Source organism: Empedobacter sp. 225-1, from assembly GCF_030328185.1.
Classification (GTDB): Bacteria; Bacteroidota; Bacteroidia; order Flavobacteriales; family Weeksellaceae; genus Empedobacter; species Empedobacter stercoris.
In genome coordinates, this window is sequence record NZ_JACALO010000016.1 from 21,110 (window position 1) to 38,393 (window position 17,284).

Here is a 17,284-nt window from a genome sequence, read left to right on the forward strand (position 1 = left end):
CGTTTTTTATTTGGCAGCTTTTTTAGATTCTGGTAAATAGTGAATAATTACACGTTGGTTTTTGTTAAGATACTTTTTCGCAACATTTTTGATATCTTCTCTCGAAACTGATTGATAGATTTTCAATTCTTCGTTGATTTTATTTGTATCTCCACCCAACATATATGCATCGGCCAAAGCATGTGCAATATTTTGAACGCCTGATTTTGAAGCAACAAAACTATTTTCGATTCCATTTAAGATTTTTTGGTAATCTTCTTCAGAAATTAAATTCGTTTGTACTTTCTCTATATCTTGTTGTAAATCATTTTCTAATTTATCAAACGAAACTTCTCCTTGAGGTAAAATTCCGATTGAATAGATTCCGTAGTCTTCCATTTGACGATTGAAAGCAAAAATCTGTAAAGCTTCTTTCTTCTCATCAACATATTTTTTATATAAAACTGAGGATTTTCCTCCTGTTAAATAACTTGATAACATTTCTAATGCATAGGCATCTTTCGATTTGTTATCTGGAGTACGATAATTAATAGCTAACAAAGGAATCTGAATATTAGAATCATACTCCGTTGCACGCACTTCAGTCGTAATTGGATCTTCTTGAATTACTGTTTTTACAACCTCTTTTCCACGAGGAATTACACCAAAATATTTTTCAATTAATTTCTTAGCATCCTCTTTCTTGAAATCTCCTGCAACCACTAACACTGCATTATTTGGCACATAGTATTGTTGACTAAAGTGTTTAAAATCCTCTAATTTGGCATTACTCAAATCTTCAAACGAACCAATTACACTCCAACGATATCCACTTTTCTTGAAAACATGCGGGTTAACGGCTTCTCCGTAAGAAAATCTTCCATAAGGTTGATTGTCTAAACGAGAACGTTTTTCTTCTTTTACAACCTCTTTTTGAGTATCAACTCCAATTTGATTAATGATTGGCTGACGCAAACGATCTGATTCCATCCATAATCCTAACTCTAAATTATTTGACGGAAATGTTTCGTAATAATATGTTCTATCAGTCGTTGTATTCGCGTTATTTGATCCTCCATGAGAAGAAACAATCTTGAACCATTCTCCTCTTTTGATATTTTCTGTCCCTTCGAATAATAAATGCTCAAAAAAGTGAGCAAATCCAGTTTTACCAACTTGTTCATCTTTCGATCCTACGTGATACATCACACCAGTTGTCACTACTGGAGCTGAATTATCCTGATGAAGGATAACATGTAATCCATTTGGTAAAGTATACTCATCAAATTCTATTTGCTGTCCAAAAAGTGCTGAACCTACAAATAAGATAGACATAAAAAGTTTCTTCATTTAGTAGTTTTTAAAGTTTTTATCAATTTACTTATGTAACATTAGTAGCAGTATTTTCAAAAATGTTACACCAAATTTGCATTAATATTAAAAAAATGTAAAATAGCACATGTCTATTGATTTAGTAGGCATTTCTATTAATTTACAACATTATTTATGAATAAACCTATAGTAAATGTTTTAGTATTTACTATAGATTTGTAAAAATCGAGAGAAAGAAAATGGATTTTATAGAGTTTTTTGGTTTCGTAGGTGCTTTTTTCATTGGACTTATCATGGGAGTTCTTGGTGGTGGCGGTTCTATCTTAGCTGTACCTATCTTAGCTTATATTTTTCATTTCGACGAGAGAATTGCAACTGCATATTCTTTATGTATAGTTGGTTCTACAGGATTAGTTGGTGGAATAAAGCAAGCTTCTAAAAAAATGGTCGATTGGAAAGTTGTTTATCAATTTGGTGTACCTGCAGTTATTGGAATTACGTTGGTTCGTGCTTTTTTAATTCCAGCACTTCCGAGTAATTTATTTTCTATAGGTGATTTTATCGTCACACGTCGAATGGCTATGTTTGGTCTTTTTGCGTTTCTAATGATATTTGCAGCAGTTTCTATGCTAAAAGGTAAAAAAGAAACGGAAATCGTTCAGCGAGATGAAAAATTAAATCCTGTTTTATTAATTCAAGGATTTTTGATTGGAGGATTAACAGGAATGGTTGGTGCAGGTGGTGGATTTTTAATTGTCCCTGCTTTGATGATGGTCGCAAAATTGGATATGAAAAAGGCTTCGGCTACATCATTAGTCATCATTGCGATTAATTCGTTAATAGGTTTTTTTATTGGTGATGCATTTCACATCAAAATAGATTGGGAATTCTTAAGTGTTTTTATTGGAATTTCTATGGCTGGTATTTTTGTTGGAACCTACATTAACAAATTTTTACCTGTACAATTTTTAAAACGAACATTTGCAATTTTCATTATCTTAATGGCTGTTTTCATGTTCATCGAAGAATTTATAATTCAATAATTTATCATATGGAATTCAACGAAAATTTTTGGAATGATAAATATATCAATAACCAAATTGGCTGGGATCTAAAGTCCCCTTCTACTCCATTAAAAGCTTATATTGATCAATTAGAAGATAAAAATATCCGTATTTTAATTCCGGGGTGCGGGAATGCTTACGAAGCTGAATATCTTTTGGAAAAAGGTTTTACAAACCTCACATTAATTGATATAGCTGAAATTGTAGTCGAAAAAATAAAAGAAAAATTTAAAGACAACCCTCATATAAAAGTTCTTCACAAAGACTTTTTCGAATTAGATGATCAATTTGATTTGATATTAGAGCAAACATTTTTTTGTGCTTTAAACCCTGAATTACGCCAAAAGTATAGCATCAAAATGAATCAATTATTAGCGGAAAATGGTAAATTGGTTGGTGTTTTATTCAACAGAGATTTTGGAAATGACACTCCTCCTTTTGGCGGAAACAAAGCCGAATACCATACCTATTTCAACGATTATTTTGATTTCAAAGTCATGGAAGAATGTTACAACTCAATTCCTCCACGAGCTGGAAATGAATTATTTATCAATTTAAAAAAGATCACAAAATAACCTATGATTTCATTCATAATTTTAGCGTTAACTATCAATCTTATTTGATTTTAAATAAACAAAAAGTATCAGAATTTGTCCATTAACGGAAAGTTCTAAATTTAATTATTTGTATTTTTACACACTAAATTCATACTTATGAAAATTGAACAAATTTACACCGGATGTCTTGCACAAGGTGCTTATTATATAGAAAGCAATGGTGAAGTTGCAATTATTGATCCGTTGAGAGAAACACAATCTTATGTTGATCAAGCAACAAAAGATAACGCAAAAATCAAGTATATTTTTGAAACACATTTCCATGCTGATTTCGTTTCTGGACATGTCGATTTAGCCCAAAAAACTGGTGCAACAATTGTTTATGGTCCAACAGCTGAACCAAGTTTTGACGCGCATATTGCGACAGATGGAGAAGTATTTACTTTAGGTAATATTACGATTACAGCGTTGCATACCCCAGGTCATACGATGGAGAGTACAACCTATTTGTTGAAGGATGAAAACGGTAAAGATTATGCAATTTTTACGGGAGATACATTATTTATTGGTGATGTTGGTCGTCCTGATTTGGCTCAAAAATTAAATTCAGATTTAACACAAGAGAAATTAGCTGGTTATTTATTTGATTCGTTACGAAACAAAATTATGCCTTTAGCGAATGATATTATTGTTTATCCTGCGCATGGAGCTGGTTCTGCTTGTGGTAAAAATATGAGTAAAGAAACTTTTGATACATTAGGAAATCAAAAAAATGTAAATTATGCATTGAATCCTAACATGACAAAAGAGGAGTTTATTACAGAATTAACTTCAGGATTAATGCCTCCTCCTTTCTATTTTCCAGAAAATGTGATGATGAATAAATTGGGTGTAGAATCTTTAGACGTCGTAAAAAAACGTGCCAATAAAGCTTTATCGCCTGATGAATTTATTCAAGTTGCTGAAGACGCAAACGCCTTAATTTTAGACGTACGTGATCCGCAAACATTCGCAGAAGGATTTGTTCCAAATTCAATTAACATCGGAATCAAAGGAAATTTTGCTCCATGGGTTGGAACGTTAATTACAGATATCAAACAACCAATTTTACTAATTGCAGAAGTTGGTGCAGAAGACGAAGCGGTAACACGTTTAGCGCGTGTTGGATATGATAATGTGATTGGATTTTTGAACAATGGTTTCCAAGCTTGGCTTGATGCAGAAAAGGATTTTGATGAAATTGTTTCTATTTCACCTGAAGAATTTGTCGAATTAGTTGATGAAACAGAATTAAAAGTCTTAGACGTTAGTAAACCAGGAGAATTCGAAACTGCTCATGTAGAAGATGCAATTACTGCTCCATTAGATTTTATCAACGAATCAATGAAAGTAATCGATCCAGAAGAAACTTATTTAGTACATTGTGCTGGTGGATACCGTTCGATGATTTTCACGTCTATTTTACGTGCTCGTGGTTACGAAAATTTAATTGATGTAGCAGGAGGTTTTGGTAAAATAAAAGAAGTAGAAGGCGTTAAAATAGTAGAAGGAACCTCTCCATGTCAATTGGGAAATAATTCTTGCTCAACGAAATAAACAATTTTTTGCAATAAATAACGTTATAGCCTTGGAACACCAAGGCTATTTTCGTATTCTTCAACTCAAACATTATACATGAAAAATATAGTATTCATTTGTACCCTACTCTTTTGCTCAACACTTTTTGCTCAAAAAAAAATACGTGGAGCTGAATCGTTTGTATTAACAATTCCGAAAGATTATCAGCGCACAATTGGATTAAATGACTATGCAACTATTCAATTTGAAAGTATTGCACCAAAACCAAATTCGTACGGATTTTTAATTTTCGAGCATAAAGATGAATTAAAATTAGCCGATCCTAAATTAGATATGATCGACTATACATTGAATTCTATAGAGCCGTATACGACACAAAACGGATTTAAATATCTAAAAAAACCTTATGTTTCGTATGAACAAGGATTCAATTTCGCTTATGCTGAATTCGAGACAAATGAACCCGAATCTGGTCACATTTATTTTTTGCAAACTGTTATCGAAACAAAAGAGTTTGTTTATCAAATTCTACAATATTGTAGTTTCGAAGACCGAGATATCATGAAAAGTGATTTTGTTTCTATTGTAAATAGTTTCAAATTGAAATAGCTGTAAGAAAGAAATAAAAAAAATCTCCTTCCAAAAATTTGAAAGGAGATTTTTTATCTTATCTCGTTATTGTTAAATCGTATTCATTATCAGATTCATCAAGCTTATATGTTAATTTCATATTGAAATCCTGCATAAATTTCTTACAAAATGTTTCAATATTTAATGAATCTGGAAAAGTAGATTTGTTCACAGTCAAAAACAAAGTTGTCCAACTTGTATTGTTTTTAAAAATTGTTGTAAACCTGTTTTCCCAATAATTTAAAAACTTTTCTTCTTTTTCATTGCTTAAAATATCTTCCATTTTACCTGCTTTATAAACCAATAACAAATTTACAATTATTTCTATTTAAAAACCTCTTTTTTACGATTTATTAACTTTTATTCATGACTAATTTTCCAGTATATTGCCATTCTTAAGATTCGCTTAAGATTCCCTTATTTACTTTTAAGAGTAACTAAACATTAAGACATTTGAATATTAATTCAAAACAAAATGTTGACAATCATCGGAAGTGATGTTATAATATTTTACGATTTGAAATAAATGCAGATGATTTGAAACTCGTACAGGAACGATTTTTTCGCGCAGAAAATGATGCAACTGTACATATTTCTGGTTCGGGATTAGGTCTAAATATTGCCACTAAATTAGCTGAAATGTAAGGGATTACGATAAAAATTGAAAGTATACAACTGAAAAGAACAAAGATTAATTTAATTTTTAATATTGAACATTTTTGAGTAATTTCAATCAATTAAAATTCAAAAAAATGAGCCAACACGAGTACACGAACGGAGAAGTTACCATAATTTGGAAACCTGAATTGTGCGAGCATGCAGGAATTTGCACCAAATTACTCCCAAAAGTATATCATCCTAAAGAAATACCTTGGATAAAACCTGAAAACGCAAGCAGCGAAGAAATTAAGAAACAAGTTTCTCAATGTCCTTCTGGTGCTTTAAGTTTTAAATAATACTAAACTATTATTTTTTATTGATTTCGATAGCTCTGAAACCTTTTTCAGAAATTTCTTTCTTATAAGTTACTTTATCATATTTTTTCACTTCTTGTTTCAATTGACTTTGGTGAAAAAATATGCTATCGTTTGATTTTTCTTCTGTAATAAAACCAAATCCTTTCTCATTAAAAGAATTGATTACACCCGTAAAAACTTGTGTAGGATCAAACGCTGTATTTGGATTTTCTTGGCGACTTAGCAAATCCTCTTCTCTATTTTGTAAATGTGGAGGAACATCTGTTAAATTTCCGTTGATATCAACATAAGCAATCATTTCTTCTAATGATTTTCCTTTGTTGTTATTTGTTTTTCTTTCTTCTCTTTGAAGAAGTTTTTCTTGTCTTTTTTTCTCTTTTTTCTTGATATTCTCTTTCTTAGAATATGAATCTGCCATATTTATATATTTTTTATAATTTGAATTTAACCCGATTTACTTGAAAAACTTTTAATTTTTATATTTTCTTTCAAATTTTAAAAATAAAAAATTTGAAAACTAAATCTGTAAAATAGCTTACGCTTTTATTACTAATAAAATGCTTGGATAAAAAATGTAGTACCAATTTGATAATAAAGTTTAAGTGCTAAACATAAACTGAAGCGATAAATTTGTACAGTAAAGCAAATAAAAGAAGCTTTGTAAACCAATTATTGCACAAAGATACAAAAAATTAAGCAACTGAATTAGTTGCAAATCTACAATCAAAAAAACTCATCTTCAATTCATAAATTTATCCCACTAAAACCACACAATAGATATACAAACAATACAGAAATTTTGTAATTTCAACAGACCACATGGATCATTTAAAGGAAAAACACCTTATGAAATACTAAAATCTAAACTAAAATAATTAAATTTATTATCTACGAAGTGATGAAGTACGACAAAATGTATTTAATAAAAAAGCAATGGATGAAATGGAAAGTTTTTGATCTAAATATTTCTCAATTTTAAATAGTTCTTGAAGGGTTAATCTTGTATAATTTTAGCTCATAACAACACTAAATTAATAATTTATAGTGTCGCATTAGTTTTCTGAACCCGCGCTTTTCTTCTTCCTCCAATGAACTGGTGTTACAATAAGATAGCATTAAAATCTCTTGGTCTTGAAAAATTTTAAGGCTATCTCTTGAGGCCTCTAAGATTTCAATCTCTTGTTTTACATCCAAACAAAATGAGTCTTTCTTGGCTTCTATTACTTTTAATGATTTGTAATAATGTAACTTCTCGTAAATTTTTGGTTAGTCTTTTTTGAAATAATCTAATTCGTCTTGCAATGAATTAAATTGGTGAGTAGTTAAAATCATTTGGATCTGATCTAAGAAGTCTGTAATTAAAGCGATTGCTTTTTTAGACTCTTCGATTGGATCATCACATGCAAACTTTAATTCAGCTAATTGTAATTCAAAATTGCTGAATTTCGAAATTAATTCTTGACTCATCTAATTTTGATTACGGTTAGTTAAATTGTTATTATTCAGAAATTTAATACAAATTCAACAATTCTAAAAATTAAATTTATAGTTGAAATACCTTTCTGTTTTGAATTACATTTTTTAAATGTTCCATATCATGAATAATTTTTTGTTCCGTAATCCTTGCATAATGTTGCGTTGTCGTGATATTTGTATGACCTAACATTTTGGAAACTGATTCGATTGGTACACCATTGGAAAGTGTTACCGTTGTTGCAAACGTATGTCTAGCACAATGAAAAGTCAGTTCTTTATTGATCCCAGATAAAGTTGCAATTTCTTTAAGGTATGCATTCATCTTTTGGTTACTGAATACAGGTAATAATTTTCAGTTTTGACATAAAAAATGTTCCTTGTATTTTTCGATTATGTCTAACGGAATATTTAATAATGGAATTTTTGTAGGAGTAGAAGTTTTCTGTCTATAAGTATGAATCCACAATTGACCATCAATACCCTTTACGATATGGTTTTTCGTTAAATTAAAAATATCAATATAGGCTAAACCTGTATAGCAGGAAAAAATAAAAATATCTCTTACAAGGTTTAATCTTTCAGTGCAATGTTCTTTTTCGTAAATCGCATAGATTTCCTCTTGCGAAAGAAAGATTCGTTCTACTTTTTCGACTTTCGGTTTATAATTGACAAATGGATCTTTTTGAATCCAATCTTTTGCCATACATTCTCTAATTATCTTTTTGAAATTCTTAATATATTTGACTGTTGTGTTATTGTTGCATTTGCGTTCGGTTCGAAAATAGAAATCTAAATCCATAATAAAAGCGTGGTCGATATCATCAATAGCTATGTCTTCTTTTTTGTATTGATGTTTTAGAAATTCTTTGATGTGCTTTAGTGTGGTTTCATAGCGTTCTATTGTTCCAGGTGCGACTTCTTTGTTGATTATTTTTTTTAATTGATCGTTGTGTTGATGGAAGATAGGTACTAGCATACGTTTGTTTGCGTTGCCTTGTGAATTAAGGAATTGTTTTATTTCTTCTATTGTTAAAACTTCATTACGTAAGCTGTATTGAATTTCGAGGTTAATTATTTTAGATTTGATGACTTCTAGGTAACCATTAATTGAATAGGCTTCTTCTGTCTTTCCTTTGATTTTGGAATTTTTGTGGTCCCACGTTTTAGGATCGATGTATTTTTTTGTGGAGAATTCGTAGCGTTTATTGGCTATACGGATTGTAAAGTATATTGGTTGTAGTCCTTGTTTATTGGTCTTTGAGTTACGTGGACCAACATTAATTTTAAGATTCTGTCTCATCTGATTCAATTTTTATTGGTTAGATAAAATTTAAAGTGTTATTAGTGTAGAATCAAGATGTTCATCTATTGGACACGTTCTTGGTTAGGCTATGACAAGGGCTATGAAAAAGGTTAGGGTATTTTCATTGTCCTTTTTTACTATCTCTTTTGGGTAAAGGGATAGGACTTATTTCTTTAATATTTCTGCGACCTTTTTTTGAAATTAAAATAGGTCGCTAAATAGTCGCTGTTTTTTCTGAAACAAATGTTTTAATCTGAAAGTTTATTGCATAAAAAAACCTCTATTTCGTTAAAAATAGAGGTTATTTGAATCAACTTTGTTTAAAGTTGCGGAGAGTGAGGGATTCGAACCCCCGGAGGTGTGACCCTCAACAGTTTTCAAGACTGCCGCATTCGACCACTCTGCCAACTCTCCTACACAGCGTTTATTGCCGTATTGCGAGTGCAAATATAGAACGCTTTTTCGAATTAGCAAACCTTAATTTAAAGTTTTTTTTATACAACTTGTTAGTTAATTCAGTATCAAATAACTATTTTTTAAAATAATTAGGTAAAAAGGACTAAACCGACCTGAATTATGAAACCAAGTGTAAAAAATAATGCTGCAAACTTTAATAAAGTAAATCGGAAAGCATCATTTAAAATTAATTTTTCGATTAATGGTCTTGAAATTTTATCATCAAGAATTTGTTCTAATTTTTTATAAAAAAGCAACATAAACCCTATGATGATAAGCACTGAAATAAATACAAATAACGAACTAATTGAATGATAAAACATCATTCCCATAAACATTCCAAAAACAGCTAATATTAGCTGAGGAATTTGACGAATCATTTTACGAATTAGGTCTTCTGTTTTTCTCAACCAATCTGCTCCTAAAATTTCTGGAGCTGCCATCCAAAAAGCTAAAAACTGCAAAACTAAGCCTAAAATTGTAAGTGTTTTAATCATGAATACAATTTAGCTTTAAAGATAAAAAAAAACCACTCAATTAAATTGAATGGTTTAATAAATTATAGTTTTCAGAAAAGATATTATTCATCTTCTTCGTCATCCTCTTTCATTGTATGATACACGTTATTCACGTCTTCATCTTCATCAAATTTCTCTAACAATTTCTCGATGTCAGCTCTTTCTTCTTCTGTTAATTCCTTTGTTGTTTGAGGAATTCTTTCAAATTCTGATGAAATAATTTCGTATCCGCCCTCTTCTAAAGATTTAAAGATTGTTCCATAATTCTCAAAAGGAGCAATTAACACAATTCCATCTTCATCTTCAAAAACTTCTTCTACACCAAAATCGATCATTTCAAATTCTAATTCTTCCATATCAACCCCTTCAGGTTTTTGAATTTTAAAATTACAAATATGATCAAACATAAATTCAACAGAACCTTGTGTTCCTAATTGTCCATTACATTTACTAAAGTAAGAACGAACGCTGGCAACTGTACGGTTGTTATTGTTTGTAGAAGTTTCAACTAACATTGCAATTCCATGCGGTCCATAACCTTCAAAAATTACTTCTTTATAGTTTTCTGTATTTTTATCAGATGCTTTTTTGATTGCGCGTTCGATGTTATCTTTCGGCATATTAACCGCTTTGGCATTCTGAATTACCGCACGAAGATGAGAATTTGAATGCGGATCAGGCCCTCCTGCTTTTACTGCCATTACGATATCCTTCCCAATTTTAGTAAACGCTTTAGACATTGCCGCCCAACGTTTCAATTTACGTCCTTTTCTAAATTCAAATGCTCTTCCCATTTATACTTGTTTTAATAGTTGCAAATTTATTCATAATACGAAAAAAATCCAAGAACTATGTCCTGGATTTTTAAGTTGTTATTATTTTAGACTGATTATTTCAATCCGTGGTATTTTAACATCGGTTCAATTGATGGATTTTTACCTCTAAAATTTTTGTACACTTCATTCAAGTTATCCGAATTACCTTGAGAGAAAACTTTATCACGTAAAATTTGACCATTTTCTCTGGTCATTCCTCCATTTTCTAACGTCCATTCGTATGCATCATGATCTAACATTTCTGCCCAAATATAAGCGAAGTAACCTGCTGCATAACCTCCCCCAAAAATATGGCTAAAATACGTAGAACGATAACGTGGCGGAACCTGTGGTAAATTTGTTTTATTCGCTATCAATGCTTGTTTCTCAAATTCATCTACATTCGATATTGTTTGATCTGAAGAAACTGTATGCCAAGACAAATCTAACGATGCTGCAGAAAGTAATTCTGTTAATGTATAACCTTTGTTAAAGTTAGCTGCTTTTTTCATTTTTTCTACTAACGCATCAGGAATTGTAGCACCTGTTTGATAATGTTTTGCGTAGTTTCTTAGTACAGAAGGCTCTGTTACATAATGTTCGTGAAATTGAGATGGGAACTCAACAAAATCTCTCGAAACATTCGTTCCTGATAAGGTTGGGTAAGTTTGATTCGCAAAAAAACCGTGTAAAGCATGTCCAAATTCGTGGAAAGTTGTAACCACATCATCATACGAAATCAACGCAGGTTGACCTTTTGCAGGTTTTGTATAATTACCTACATTATAGATTACAGGTTTTGTCCCGAATAAGTGCGATTGCTCAACGATATTACTCATCCAAGCACCTCCTTGTTTAGAATCTCTTTTGAAATAATCTGTATAGAATAATCCTAATTGTGAACCATCTTCATTAAACAATTCGTACACTTTTACATCTTCGTGCCAAGTTGGAATATCCGTTCGTTTTTTGAATGTAATTCCGTACAATTCTTTAGCCATAAAGAAAAGACCATTTTCTACAACAGACTCTAAAACAAAATAAGATTTCATTGCATTTTCATCTAAGTCATATTTTTCTTTACGCACTTTTTCAGCATAATAATTCCAATCTGCAGCTGATAAAGTATTTGACGAATTTTCTTTTTTTGCTAAAGTTTCAAATTCTAATGCATCTTTTTGCGCCATTGCTGTTGCAGCAGGAATCATTTTATTCAAAAGACCTTTTGCAGCAGTAGGATTTTGTGCCATTTGATCTTGTAAATTCCACTCTGCATAGTTATTAAAACCTAACAATTTAGCTTTCTCCGCACGACTTTTTACCAAAGCTAAAATTGTAGCACGCGTATCATTTTCATCATTTTTTTCTGTTCGAATCCAAGCTGCATCAAATAATTTTTTTCGTGATACTGGATTCGACATATTTTGTAATTCTGGCTGTTGTGTTGTATTTAATAAACTAATCAAATATGTTCCATCTGCTTGTTTGAACGATTCCAAATCAGCTTCGCTTAATCCTGCTAATTCTTCTTTTGTAAAGGTTACACCTCCAGCTTTTGTTCCTTTCAATAATTGATTCGAGAATTTTGTTTCAAGTGAAGCGATTTCTCCATTCAATTTTTTCAATTCGTCTTTCTGCGATAAAGTTAAATTAGCACCAGCCAATTCAAATCGTTGGTAATACACATCTAACAAGCGAGCAGATTCTTTATCTAAGTTCAACGATTTTTTATTTTCGTATAAACTTTTTACACGTTGAAATAATTGATCATTCAAATAAATTGCATCGCTGTGTGCTGCAAATTTAGGAGACATCTCCTCCTCTATTGCTTGCAATGTTTCGTTTGTATTTGCTCCTGTCAATAATCCAAAAACATGACTTACACGAGTTAAAAGTTGTCCCGATTTTTCCATTTCAACCAACGTATTTTCAAAAGTTGGTGCTGCAGGATTCGTTGCAATTTTATTAATTTCAGCTAATTGTTCAGCCATTCCTTGCAATAAAGCAGGTTTGAAATCTTCGTTCTTAATTTTCGTAAAATCAGCTGTTTGGTAAGGCAATTTACTTACCTCGAAAAAAGGATTTGTATCGTTCCACATCGTATTTGTTGACTTTTGACTACAAGAAGTGGCTAAGATTGAAGAACCAACCATCATTCCGTAAAAAAGTTTTTTATTGAACATTTTATATTATTTTAAACTTAACGAAGTTAAAACTTATAACTCAAAGTTTCAAAAATATTAATGTGTAGAAGATTAAAATATGACTTTCAACCTCATTCTCTATGCGTTAAATAATTGATAAAGCTTCTTGAAAAGGTTGATTTATTTTCACCTAAAATAATTACCTTTGAAGAAGAGTGTGGAAGAGATTTCACTCTTTTTTATGACCTTAAAAATCAACAAATTTTGTATTTAGATTTAGAAGAATTAAAATATTTATTAGCCGAAAGTGTAGAGGAATTACCAAATTGGGAATCACATGAAAAACTTTCGCCTCCATATCGTCAAAAATTTGATTTAGAATATGTAAAACGTACCAATCCAAGAAGTGCGTCTGTCATGATCTTATTGTATCAAAATGAATTTGGAGAAATAGAATTTCCTGTAACGATGCGTGTATCGTATGATGGTGCACATTCTCATCAATTTTCTTTACCAGGCGGACAGTTTGAAGAACAAGATATCAGTTTTGATGAAACGGCTATTCGCGAAACGGTAGAAGAATTGGGTGTAGATTATGAAAATATCGAAATTATTCGACAACTGAGTGAGATGTACATTCCGCCAAGTAACTTTTTGGTTTATCCTTATATTGGTATATATCACGGAGAACCATTGTTTAACCCTGATGAACGAGAAGTACAATATGTTGTTCCATTAAATTTGGAAGCTTTTTTGAATGCTGATTACGAGGTTTTTGAAAGAGAATTTTCTGGTCAAGTGGTTGAAATTCCAGGTTACAACATCGGTGATGATGAATATCTTTGGGGTGCAACAGCAATGATTTTAGAAGAATTTAAAGATTATCTAAAAATCCTATTAAATTTGTAAATTAAACAATTAAGAACTCGTGTCTCAAAAAGCAAAGAAAAAGAACGCATTTCGCGATTCATTTGGACATTTATATTTCCTAAAAAGAACATTGATTTTCTTATTGGGATCTTTTACATATAACCGTTACAATGGTTTTAATAAATTAAAAGTTACTGGAACAAAAAACTTAGTCGATTTACCTGCTCAAAATGTATTATTCGTTTCAAATCATCAAACTTATTTTGCAGATGTATTTGCGATGTATCATGTATTTTGTAGTGTGAAAAATGGATTTATTGATACCATCAAAAATCCGATTTATCTACTAAACCCTAAGATTGATTTTTATTACGTTGCTGCAGAAGAAACGATGAAAGATAATCTTTTGACAAAGTTATTCGCGTATACAGGAGCGGTAACAGTGAAAAGAACATGGCGTGCAAAAGGAGAGAATGTAAATCGAAAAGTTGATTTATCAGAAATTAACAATATCGATATCGCCTTGCAAAGTGGTTGGGTTGTAACTTTTCCGCAAGGAACTACAACTGCATTTGCGCCTGGTCGCCGTGGAACTGCGCATTTAATCAAAAAAAATAAACCCATTGTTATTCCAGTTGTAATTGATGGTTTTCGTAGAGCTTTTGATAAAAAAGGTTTGCGCATCAAAAAAAGAGGAATTAATGCAACAATGACTTTTAAAGAACCATTGGATATTGATTACGAAAATGATTCGAGTGATGCTATTATGCAAAAAATAATGAATGCAATTGAACAAGCTCCAGAATTTAATAAAGTTCGACCAATGGACGAAATTCTTGCAGAAAACAGCGAAAAATCATTGGATGATTATCTAAACGAAGATGACGAAGAGTTTGATGATTTCGAAGAAATGGGATACGACGAAGAAAATAAAAAAGACTAAAAGAATACAACATACAAAATGAAAAAAGTTCATTTTATTGCAATTGGCGGAAGTGCTATGCATAATCTGGCAATTGCTTTGCACGAAAAAGGATATCAAGTTACAGGTTCTGATGACGCTATTTTCGAACCTTCGAAAACTCGTTTAGCTCAGCGTGGAATTCTGCCAGAAGAAATGGGATGGTATCCAGAAAAAATCACAGCTGATATCGATGCTGTTATTTTAGGAATGCATGCTCATGCTGATAATCCTGAAATGTTACGTGCACAAGAATTAGGTTTAAAAATCTATTCATATCCAGAATATTTATACGAACAATCAAAAGACAAAACACGTATTGTAATTGGTGGTTCTCATGGAAAAACAACCATTACATCGATGATTTTACATGTTTTGCATTACCACAACATCGATGTTGATTATATGGTCGGTGCACAATTGGATGGTTTTGATGTGATGGTAAAACTAACAGATGACAACGAATTTATGATTATGGAAGGTGACGAATATTTATCATCAGCCTTAGATCGTCGCTCTAAATTTTTGTTGTATCAACCTAATATTGCTTTAATATCTGGGATTGCTTGGGATCACATCAACGTTTTCCCTACGTTTGAAGATTATACTTCTCAATTCTCAAAATTTGTCGATTCTATCGTTAATGGAGGTGCTTTAATCTATAACGAAACAGACGAAGAAGTTGTAAAAGTGGTAGAAGAAACCGAAAAAGCAATTAAGAAGTTTCCGTATCATTTACCACAACACTTTATAGAGAACGGAGTTACATTTATCGAAACAGAAGACGGTCCAATTCCATTGGAAGTTTTTGGTAACCATAATTTAATGAATTTAGAAGGTGCGCGTGCGATTTGTAAACAATTAGGTGTAATGGATGATGATTTCAATGAAGCAATTCAATCTTTCAAAGGTGCATCTAAACGTTTGGAATTAATTAACCGTACCTCTGATTTTGTTGCGTACAAAGATTTTGCACATGCACCAAGTAAAGTAACTTCGGTTACCAATGCGGTAAAAGAACAATATACGGATAAAACTGTTGTAGGTTGTTTGGAAATTCATACGTATTCTTCTTTGAATCCTGAATTTTTAGTACAATACAAAGGCGCTTTAGATAAAGCTGATATCAAAATTGTAATGTATAGCCCTGAGGCTTTAGAAATAAAACGTATGCCAATGATTTCTCCAGAAGATATCAAGAAAGCTTTTGGTGACGATTCTATTTTAGTCTTTACAAATGGGGAGCAATTAAAACAATACATCGAAAGTTTGGATAAAAAAGAGAAGGTCTTTTTGATGATGAGCTCTGGAAACTTTGGTGGAGTTGATTTGAATGAACTATTCAAAGCATAAATAAAAAAAGGAGAACCTGAAATTTCAAGTTCTCCTTTTTTATGAATAATTTAATTTGGTTCATTCCATTAATTTGACACAAATTTTAATCCTATTATCGAACAGATTAAACTTGTTAAAAAGAAAACTCGCCAGAAACTTGCAGGTTCTTTAAAAATAAAAATCCCGACTAAAACAGTTCCCACAGCACCAATTCCTGTCCATACAGCATAAGCTGTTCCTATTGGTAAGGTTTGGGTTGCTTTTACCAGTAAAACCATACTTATGGTTAAGAAGAATAAAAATCCACCATACCATAAATAAGTCTCATTACCAGTCGCTTCCTTAGCTTTTCCTAAGCATGATGCAAAGCCTACTTCGCACAAACCTGCTATCAATAAAATAATCCAATTCATTCTGATAAAAATTAAGACTACAAAAATGTAACCTCAAAATTAATTATTTATACTATTATTTACCGAAACTATCACTAAATTCTACTTGTCCTTTGATGTGAACTTCGCTCCACGTTTTAGAAATTCCGTCAGCACCTTTGTGCAACTCTAAACACGCTTGATTTAAAGCATCCATTGCTTTAGTTGTATTAAAGTCCATTAAATCGACATCGGCTTCGATTGCAAATGTATTATTATCAAAAGATGATTTCACTTCATATTCTTTCGATGTATTATTTAAGGTTAAATTCAAAAATGTTTTTCCTTCTCTAAAGTGTAATTGACCTTTTATTTCACTTGTATTGATCATATTTCCAAACAAAATATCTTTCAATTTTTGATCACGATCAATTTGATCAGAATTTAAAGTCGCAATAGAAGCTAAAATATTTGCGCCTTCTAAAACTTCTTGAGGTGTTTTACCTTCTTCATTTGCATCTTTCACTAAAACGACATCAAATCGTCCTGAAACTGCAACTTTATCAGTTGTTTTATAAGCTGTCCATTCTACTGCAGACTTACGAATTACACCTTCTACGATTTCGGTTGGTTCTTCAACTGTTACTTCAGTTTTAACTTCTTTTTCAACCACATTTTCTTCTGACTTATTTGTACAATTCATCAGCATAACAGACATACAACATACAAGTGCTGTAGATATTTTTTTCATTTCAAACATTTATTGCACAAAAGTACAATAAGCCTACACGAATTCACAATTGATTTTTAACATATTCTAAAAATAGTCTACTTTTGTATCATGATAAAAAATATTTTAAACACTTGTTTGATTATCATTTGCTTACCTTTTATTTTAATCTACGAGATATATTGTTC

19 protein-coding genes and 1 tRNA gene are annotated in these 17,284 nt (G+C 31.3%); 8 read left to right on the forward strand and 12 right to left on the reverse strand.

Going from position 1 to position 17,284, the window contains the following annotated elements:
* Positions 1-6: 6 nt before the first annotated feature.
* Positions 7-1,329, reverse strand: a complete 1,323-nt coding sequence (locus HX088_RS06380) for a M16 family metallopeptidase (protein ID WP_188319029.1) — start codon at positions 1,327-1,329, stop codon at positions 7-9.
* 221 nt (positions 1,330-1,550) lie between these two features.
* Here HX088_RS06380 and HX088_RS06385 point away from each other — a divergent pair, with 221 nt between their 5' ends.
* From HX088_RS06385 to HX088_RS06400, 4 genes are all read left to right on the forward strand, one after another.
* A complete protein-coding gene (locus tag HX088_RS06385) occupies positions 1,551-2,354 on the forward strand; it encodes a sulfite exporter TauE/SafE family protein (protein ID WP_171623689.1) in 804 nt (267 codons plus the stop codon).
* 8 nt (positions 2,355-2,362) lie between these two features.
* Entirely contained in the window at positions 2,363-2,950 is a 588-nt protein-coding gene (locus HX088_RS06390; protein ID WP_286483705.1) for a methyltransferase domain-containing protein, read from the forward strand.
* 138 nt (positions 2,951-3,088) lie between these two features.
* On the forward strand, positions 3,089-4,528 hold the full coding sequence (locus HX088_RS06395; protein ID WP_286483706.1) for an MBL fold metallo-hydrolase: 1,440 nt from the start codon (positions 3,089-3,091) through the stop codon (positions 4,526-4,528).
* Positions 4,529-4,606: 78 nt separating this feature from the next.
* Positions 4,607-5,119, forward strand: coding sequence for a hypothetical protein (locus HX088_RS06400; RefSeq protein ID WP_286483707.1), 513 nt, complete (start codon positions 4,607-4,609; stop codon positions 5,117-5,119).
* 58 nt (positions 5,120-5,177) lie between these two features.
* Here HX088_RS06400 and HX088_RS06405 read toward each other — a convergent pair whose 3' ends face one another.
* A complete protein-coding gene (locus tag HX088_RS06405; RefSeq protein ID WP_286483708.1) occupies positions 5,178-5,423 on the reverse strand; it encodes a hypothetical protein in 246 nt (81 codons plus the stop codon).
* Between the two features lie 469 nt (positions 5,424-5,892).
* Here HX088_RS06405 and HX088_RS06410 point away from each other — a divergent pair, with 469 nt between their 5' ends.
* Complete coding sequence (locus tag HX088_RS06410) at positions 5,893-6,096, forward strand: (4Fe-4S)-binding protein (protein WP_260542468.1); 204 nt, start codon at positions 5,893-5,895, stop codon at positions 6,094-6,096.
* Between the two features lie 10 nt (positions 6,097-6,106).
* On the opposite strand, the gene HX088_RS06415 is transcribed toward HX088_RS06410, so the two are convergent.
* The 8 genes from HX088_RS06415 to HX088_RS06450 form a co-directional block, all read right to left on the reverse strand.
* A complete protein-coding gene (locus HX088_RS06415) occupies positions 6,107-6,535 on the reverse strand; it encodes a cold shock domain-containing protein (RefSeq protein WP_171623696.1) in 429 nt (142 codons plus the stop codon).
* Between the two features lie 848 nt (positions 6,536-7,383).
* Positions 7,384-7,584, reverse strand: coding sequence for a hypothetical protein (locus HX088_RS06420; RefSeq protein ID WP_225542423.1), 201 nt, complete (start codon positions 7,582-7,584; stop codon positions 7,384-7,386).
* Positions 7,585-7,660: 76 nt separating this feature from the next.
* Positions 7,661-7,915: a tyrosine-type recombinase/integrase gene (locus HX088_RS06425; protein WP_260542466.1), complete on the reverse strand. Its 255-nt coding sequence runs from the start codon at positions 7,913-7,915 to the stop codon at positions 7,661-7,663.
* 30 nt (positions 7,916-7,945) lie between these two features.
* Positions 7,946-8,893: a site-specific integrase gene (locus HX088_RS06430; RefSeq protein WP_286483709.1), complete on the reverse strand. Its 948-nt coding sequence runs from the start codon at positions 8,891-8,893 to the stop codon at positions 7,946-7,948.
* Between the two features lie 332 nt (positions 8,894-9,225).
* Positions 9,226-9,310 (reverse strand) — tRNA-Ser (locus tag HX088_RS06435).
* Positions 9,311-9,441: 131 nt separating this feature from the next.
* Entirely contained in the window at positions 9,442-9,849 is a 408-nt protein-coding gene (locus HX088_RS06440) for a hypothetical protein (RefSeq protein WP_260542461.1), read from the reverse strand.
* Positions 9,850-9,932: 83 nt separating this feature from the next.
* Positions 9,933-10,664, reverse strand: coding sequence for a YebC/PmpR family DNA-binding transcriptional regulator (locus tag HX088_RS06445; protein ID WP_225540470.1), 732 nt, complete (start codon positions 10,662-10,664; stop codon positions 9,933-9,935).
* Between the two features lie 95 nt (positions 10,665-10,759).
* Positions 10,760-12,868 (reverse strand): M3 family metallopeptidase, encoded by a 2,109-nt coding sequence (locus tag HX088_RS06450; RefSeq protein WP_286483710.1) that lies wholly within the window; start codon positions 12,866-12,868, stop codon positions 10,760-10,762.
* A gap of 114 nt (positions 12,869-12,982) precedes the next feature.
* On the opposite strand from HX088_RS06450, the gene HX088_RS06455 reads away from it, so the two are divergent.
* The 3 genes from HX088_RS06455 to HX088_RS06465 are packed head-to-tail and all read left to right on the forward strand — an operon-like array spanning position 12,983 to position 16,013.
* A complete protein-coding gene (locus tag HX088_RS06455; protein ID WP_225540466.1) occupies positions 12,983-13,738 on the forward strand; it encodes an NUDIX hydrolase in 756 nt (251 codons plus the stop codon).
* A 19-nt stretch (positions 13,739-13,757) separates the two neighbouring features.
* On the forward strand, positions 13,758-14,642 hold the full coding sequence (locus HX088_RS06460) for a lysophospholipid acyltransferase family protein (protein WP_225540464.1): 885 nt from the start codon (positions 13,758-13,760) through the stop codon (positions 14,640-14,642).
* A gap of 18 nt (positions 14,643-14,660) precedes the next feature.
* A complete protein-coding gene (locus HX088_RS06465) occupies positions 14,661-16,013 on the forward strand; it encodes a UDP-N-acetylmuramate--L-alanine ligase (RefSeq protein ID WP_286483711.1) in 1,353 nt (450 codons plus the stop codon).
* Between the two features lie 68 nt (positions 16,014-16,081).
* On the opposite strand, the gene HX088_RS06470 is transcribed toward HX088_RS06465, so the two are convergent.
* Entirely contained in the window at positions 16,082-16,408 is a 327-nt protein-coding gene (locus tag HX088_RS06470) for a DMT family transporter (protein ID WP_171622028.1), read from the reverse strand.
* Between the two features lie 55 nt (positions 16,409-16,463).
* Positions 16,464-17,117, reverse strand: a complete 654-nt coding sequence (locus tag HX088_RS06475; protein ID WP_260542454.1) for a hypothetical protein — start codon at positions 17,115-17,117, stop codon at positions 16,464-16,466.
* Positions 17,118-17,284 lie beyond the last annotated feature (167 nt).

Excerpts from the sequence above, each read along its gene's own strand:
- HX088_RS06380 (WP_188319029.1), bottom strand. The coding sequence starts at position 1,329 with ATGAAGAAACTTTTTATGTCTATCTTATTTGTAGGTTCAGCACTTTTT.
- HX088_RS06385 (WP_171623689.1), top strand. The coding sequence starts at position 1,551 with ATGGATTTTATAGAGTTTTTTGGTTTCGTAGGTGCTTTTTTCATTGGA.
- HX088_RS06390 (WP_286483705.1), top strand. The coding sequence starts at position 2,363 with ATGGAATTCAACGAAAATTTTTGGAATGATAAATATATCAATAACCAA.
- HX088_RS06395 (WP_286483706.1), top strand. The coding sequence starts at position 3,089 with ATGAAAATTGAACAAATTTACACCGGATGTCTTGCACAAGGTGCTTAT.
- HX088_RS06400 (WP_286483707.1), top strand. The coding sequence starts at position 4,607 with ATGAAAAATATAGTATTCATTTGTACCCTACTCTTTTGCTCAACACTT.
- HX088_RS06405 (WP_286483708.1), bottom strand. The coding sequence starts at position 5,423 with ATGGAAGATATTTTAAGCAATGAAAAAGAAGAAAAGTTTTTAAATTAT.
- HX088_RS06410 (WP_260542468.1), top strand. The coding sequence starts at position 5,893 with ATGAGCCAACACGAGTACACGAACGGAGAAGTTACCATAATTTGGAAA.
- HX088_RS06415 (WP_171623696.1), bottom strand. The coding sequence starts at position 6,535 with ATGGCAGATTCATATTCTAAGAAAGAGAATATCAAGAAAAAAGAGAAA.
- HX088_RS06420 (WP_225542423.1), bottom strand. The coding sequence starts at position 7,584 with ATGAGTCAAGAATTAATTTCGAAATTCAGCAATTTTGAATTACAATTA.
- HX088_RS06425 (WP_260542466.1), bottom strand. The coding sequence starts at position 7,915 with ATGAATGCATACCTTAAAGAAATTGCAACTTTATCTGGGATCAATAAA.
- HX088_RS06430 (WP_286483709.1), bottom strand. The coding sequence starts at position 8,893 with ATGAGACAGAATCTTAAAATTAATGTTGGTCCACGTAACTCAAAGACC.
- HX088_RS06440 (WP_260542461.1), bottom strand. The coding sequence starts at position 9,849 with ATGATTAAAACACTTACAATTTTAGGCTTAGTTTTGCAGTTTTTAGCT.
- HX088_RS06445 (WP_225540470.1), bottom strand. The coding sequence starts at position 10,664 with ATGGGAAGAGCATTTGAATTTAGAAAAGGACGTAAATTGAAACGTTGG.
- HX088_RS06450 (WP_286483710.1), bottom strand. The coding sequence starts at position 12,868 with ATGTTCAATAAAAAACTTTTTTACGGAATGATGGTTGGTTCTTCAATC.
- HX088_RS06465 (WP_286483711.1), top strand. The coding sequence starts at position 14,661 with ATGAAAAAAGTTCATTTTATTGCAATTGGCGGAAGTGCTATGCATAAT.
- HX088_RS06470 (WP_171622028.1), bottom strand. The coding sequence starts at position 16,408 with ATGAATTGGATTATTTTATTGATAGCAGGTTTGTGCGAAGTAGGCTTT.
- HX088_RS06475 (WP_260542454.1), bottom strand. The coding sequence starts at position 17,117 with ATGAAAAAAATATCTACAGCACTTGTATGTTGTATGTCTGTTATGCTG.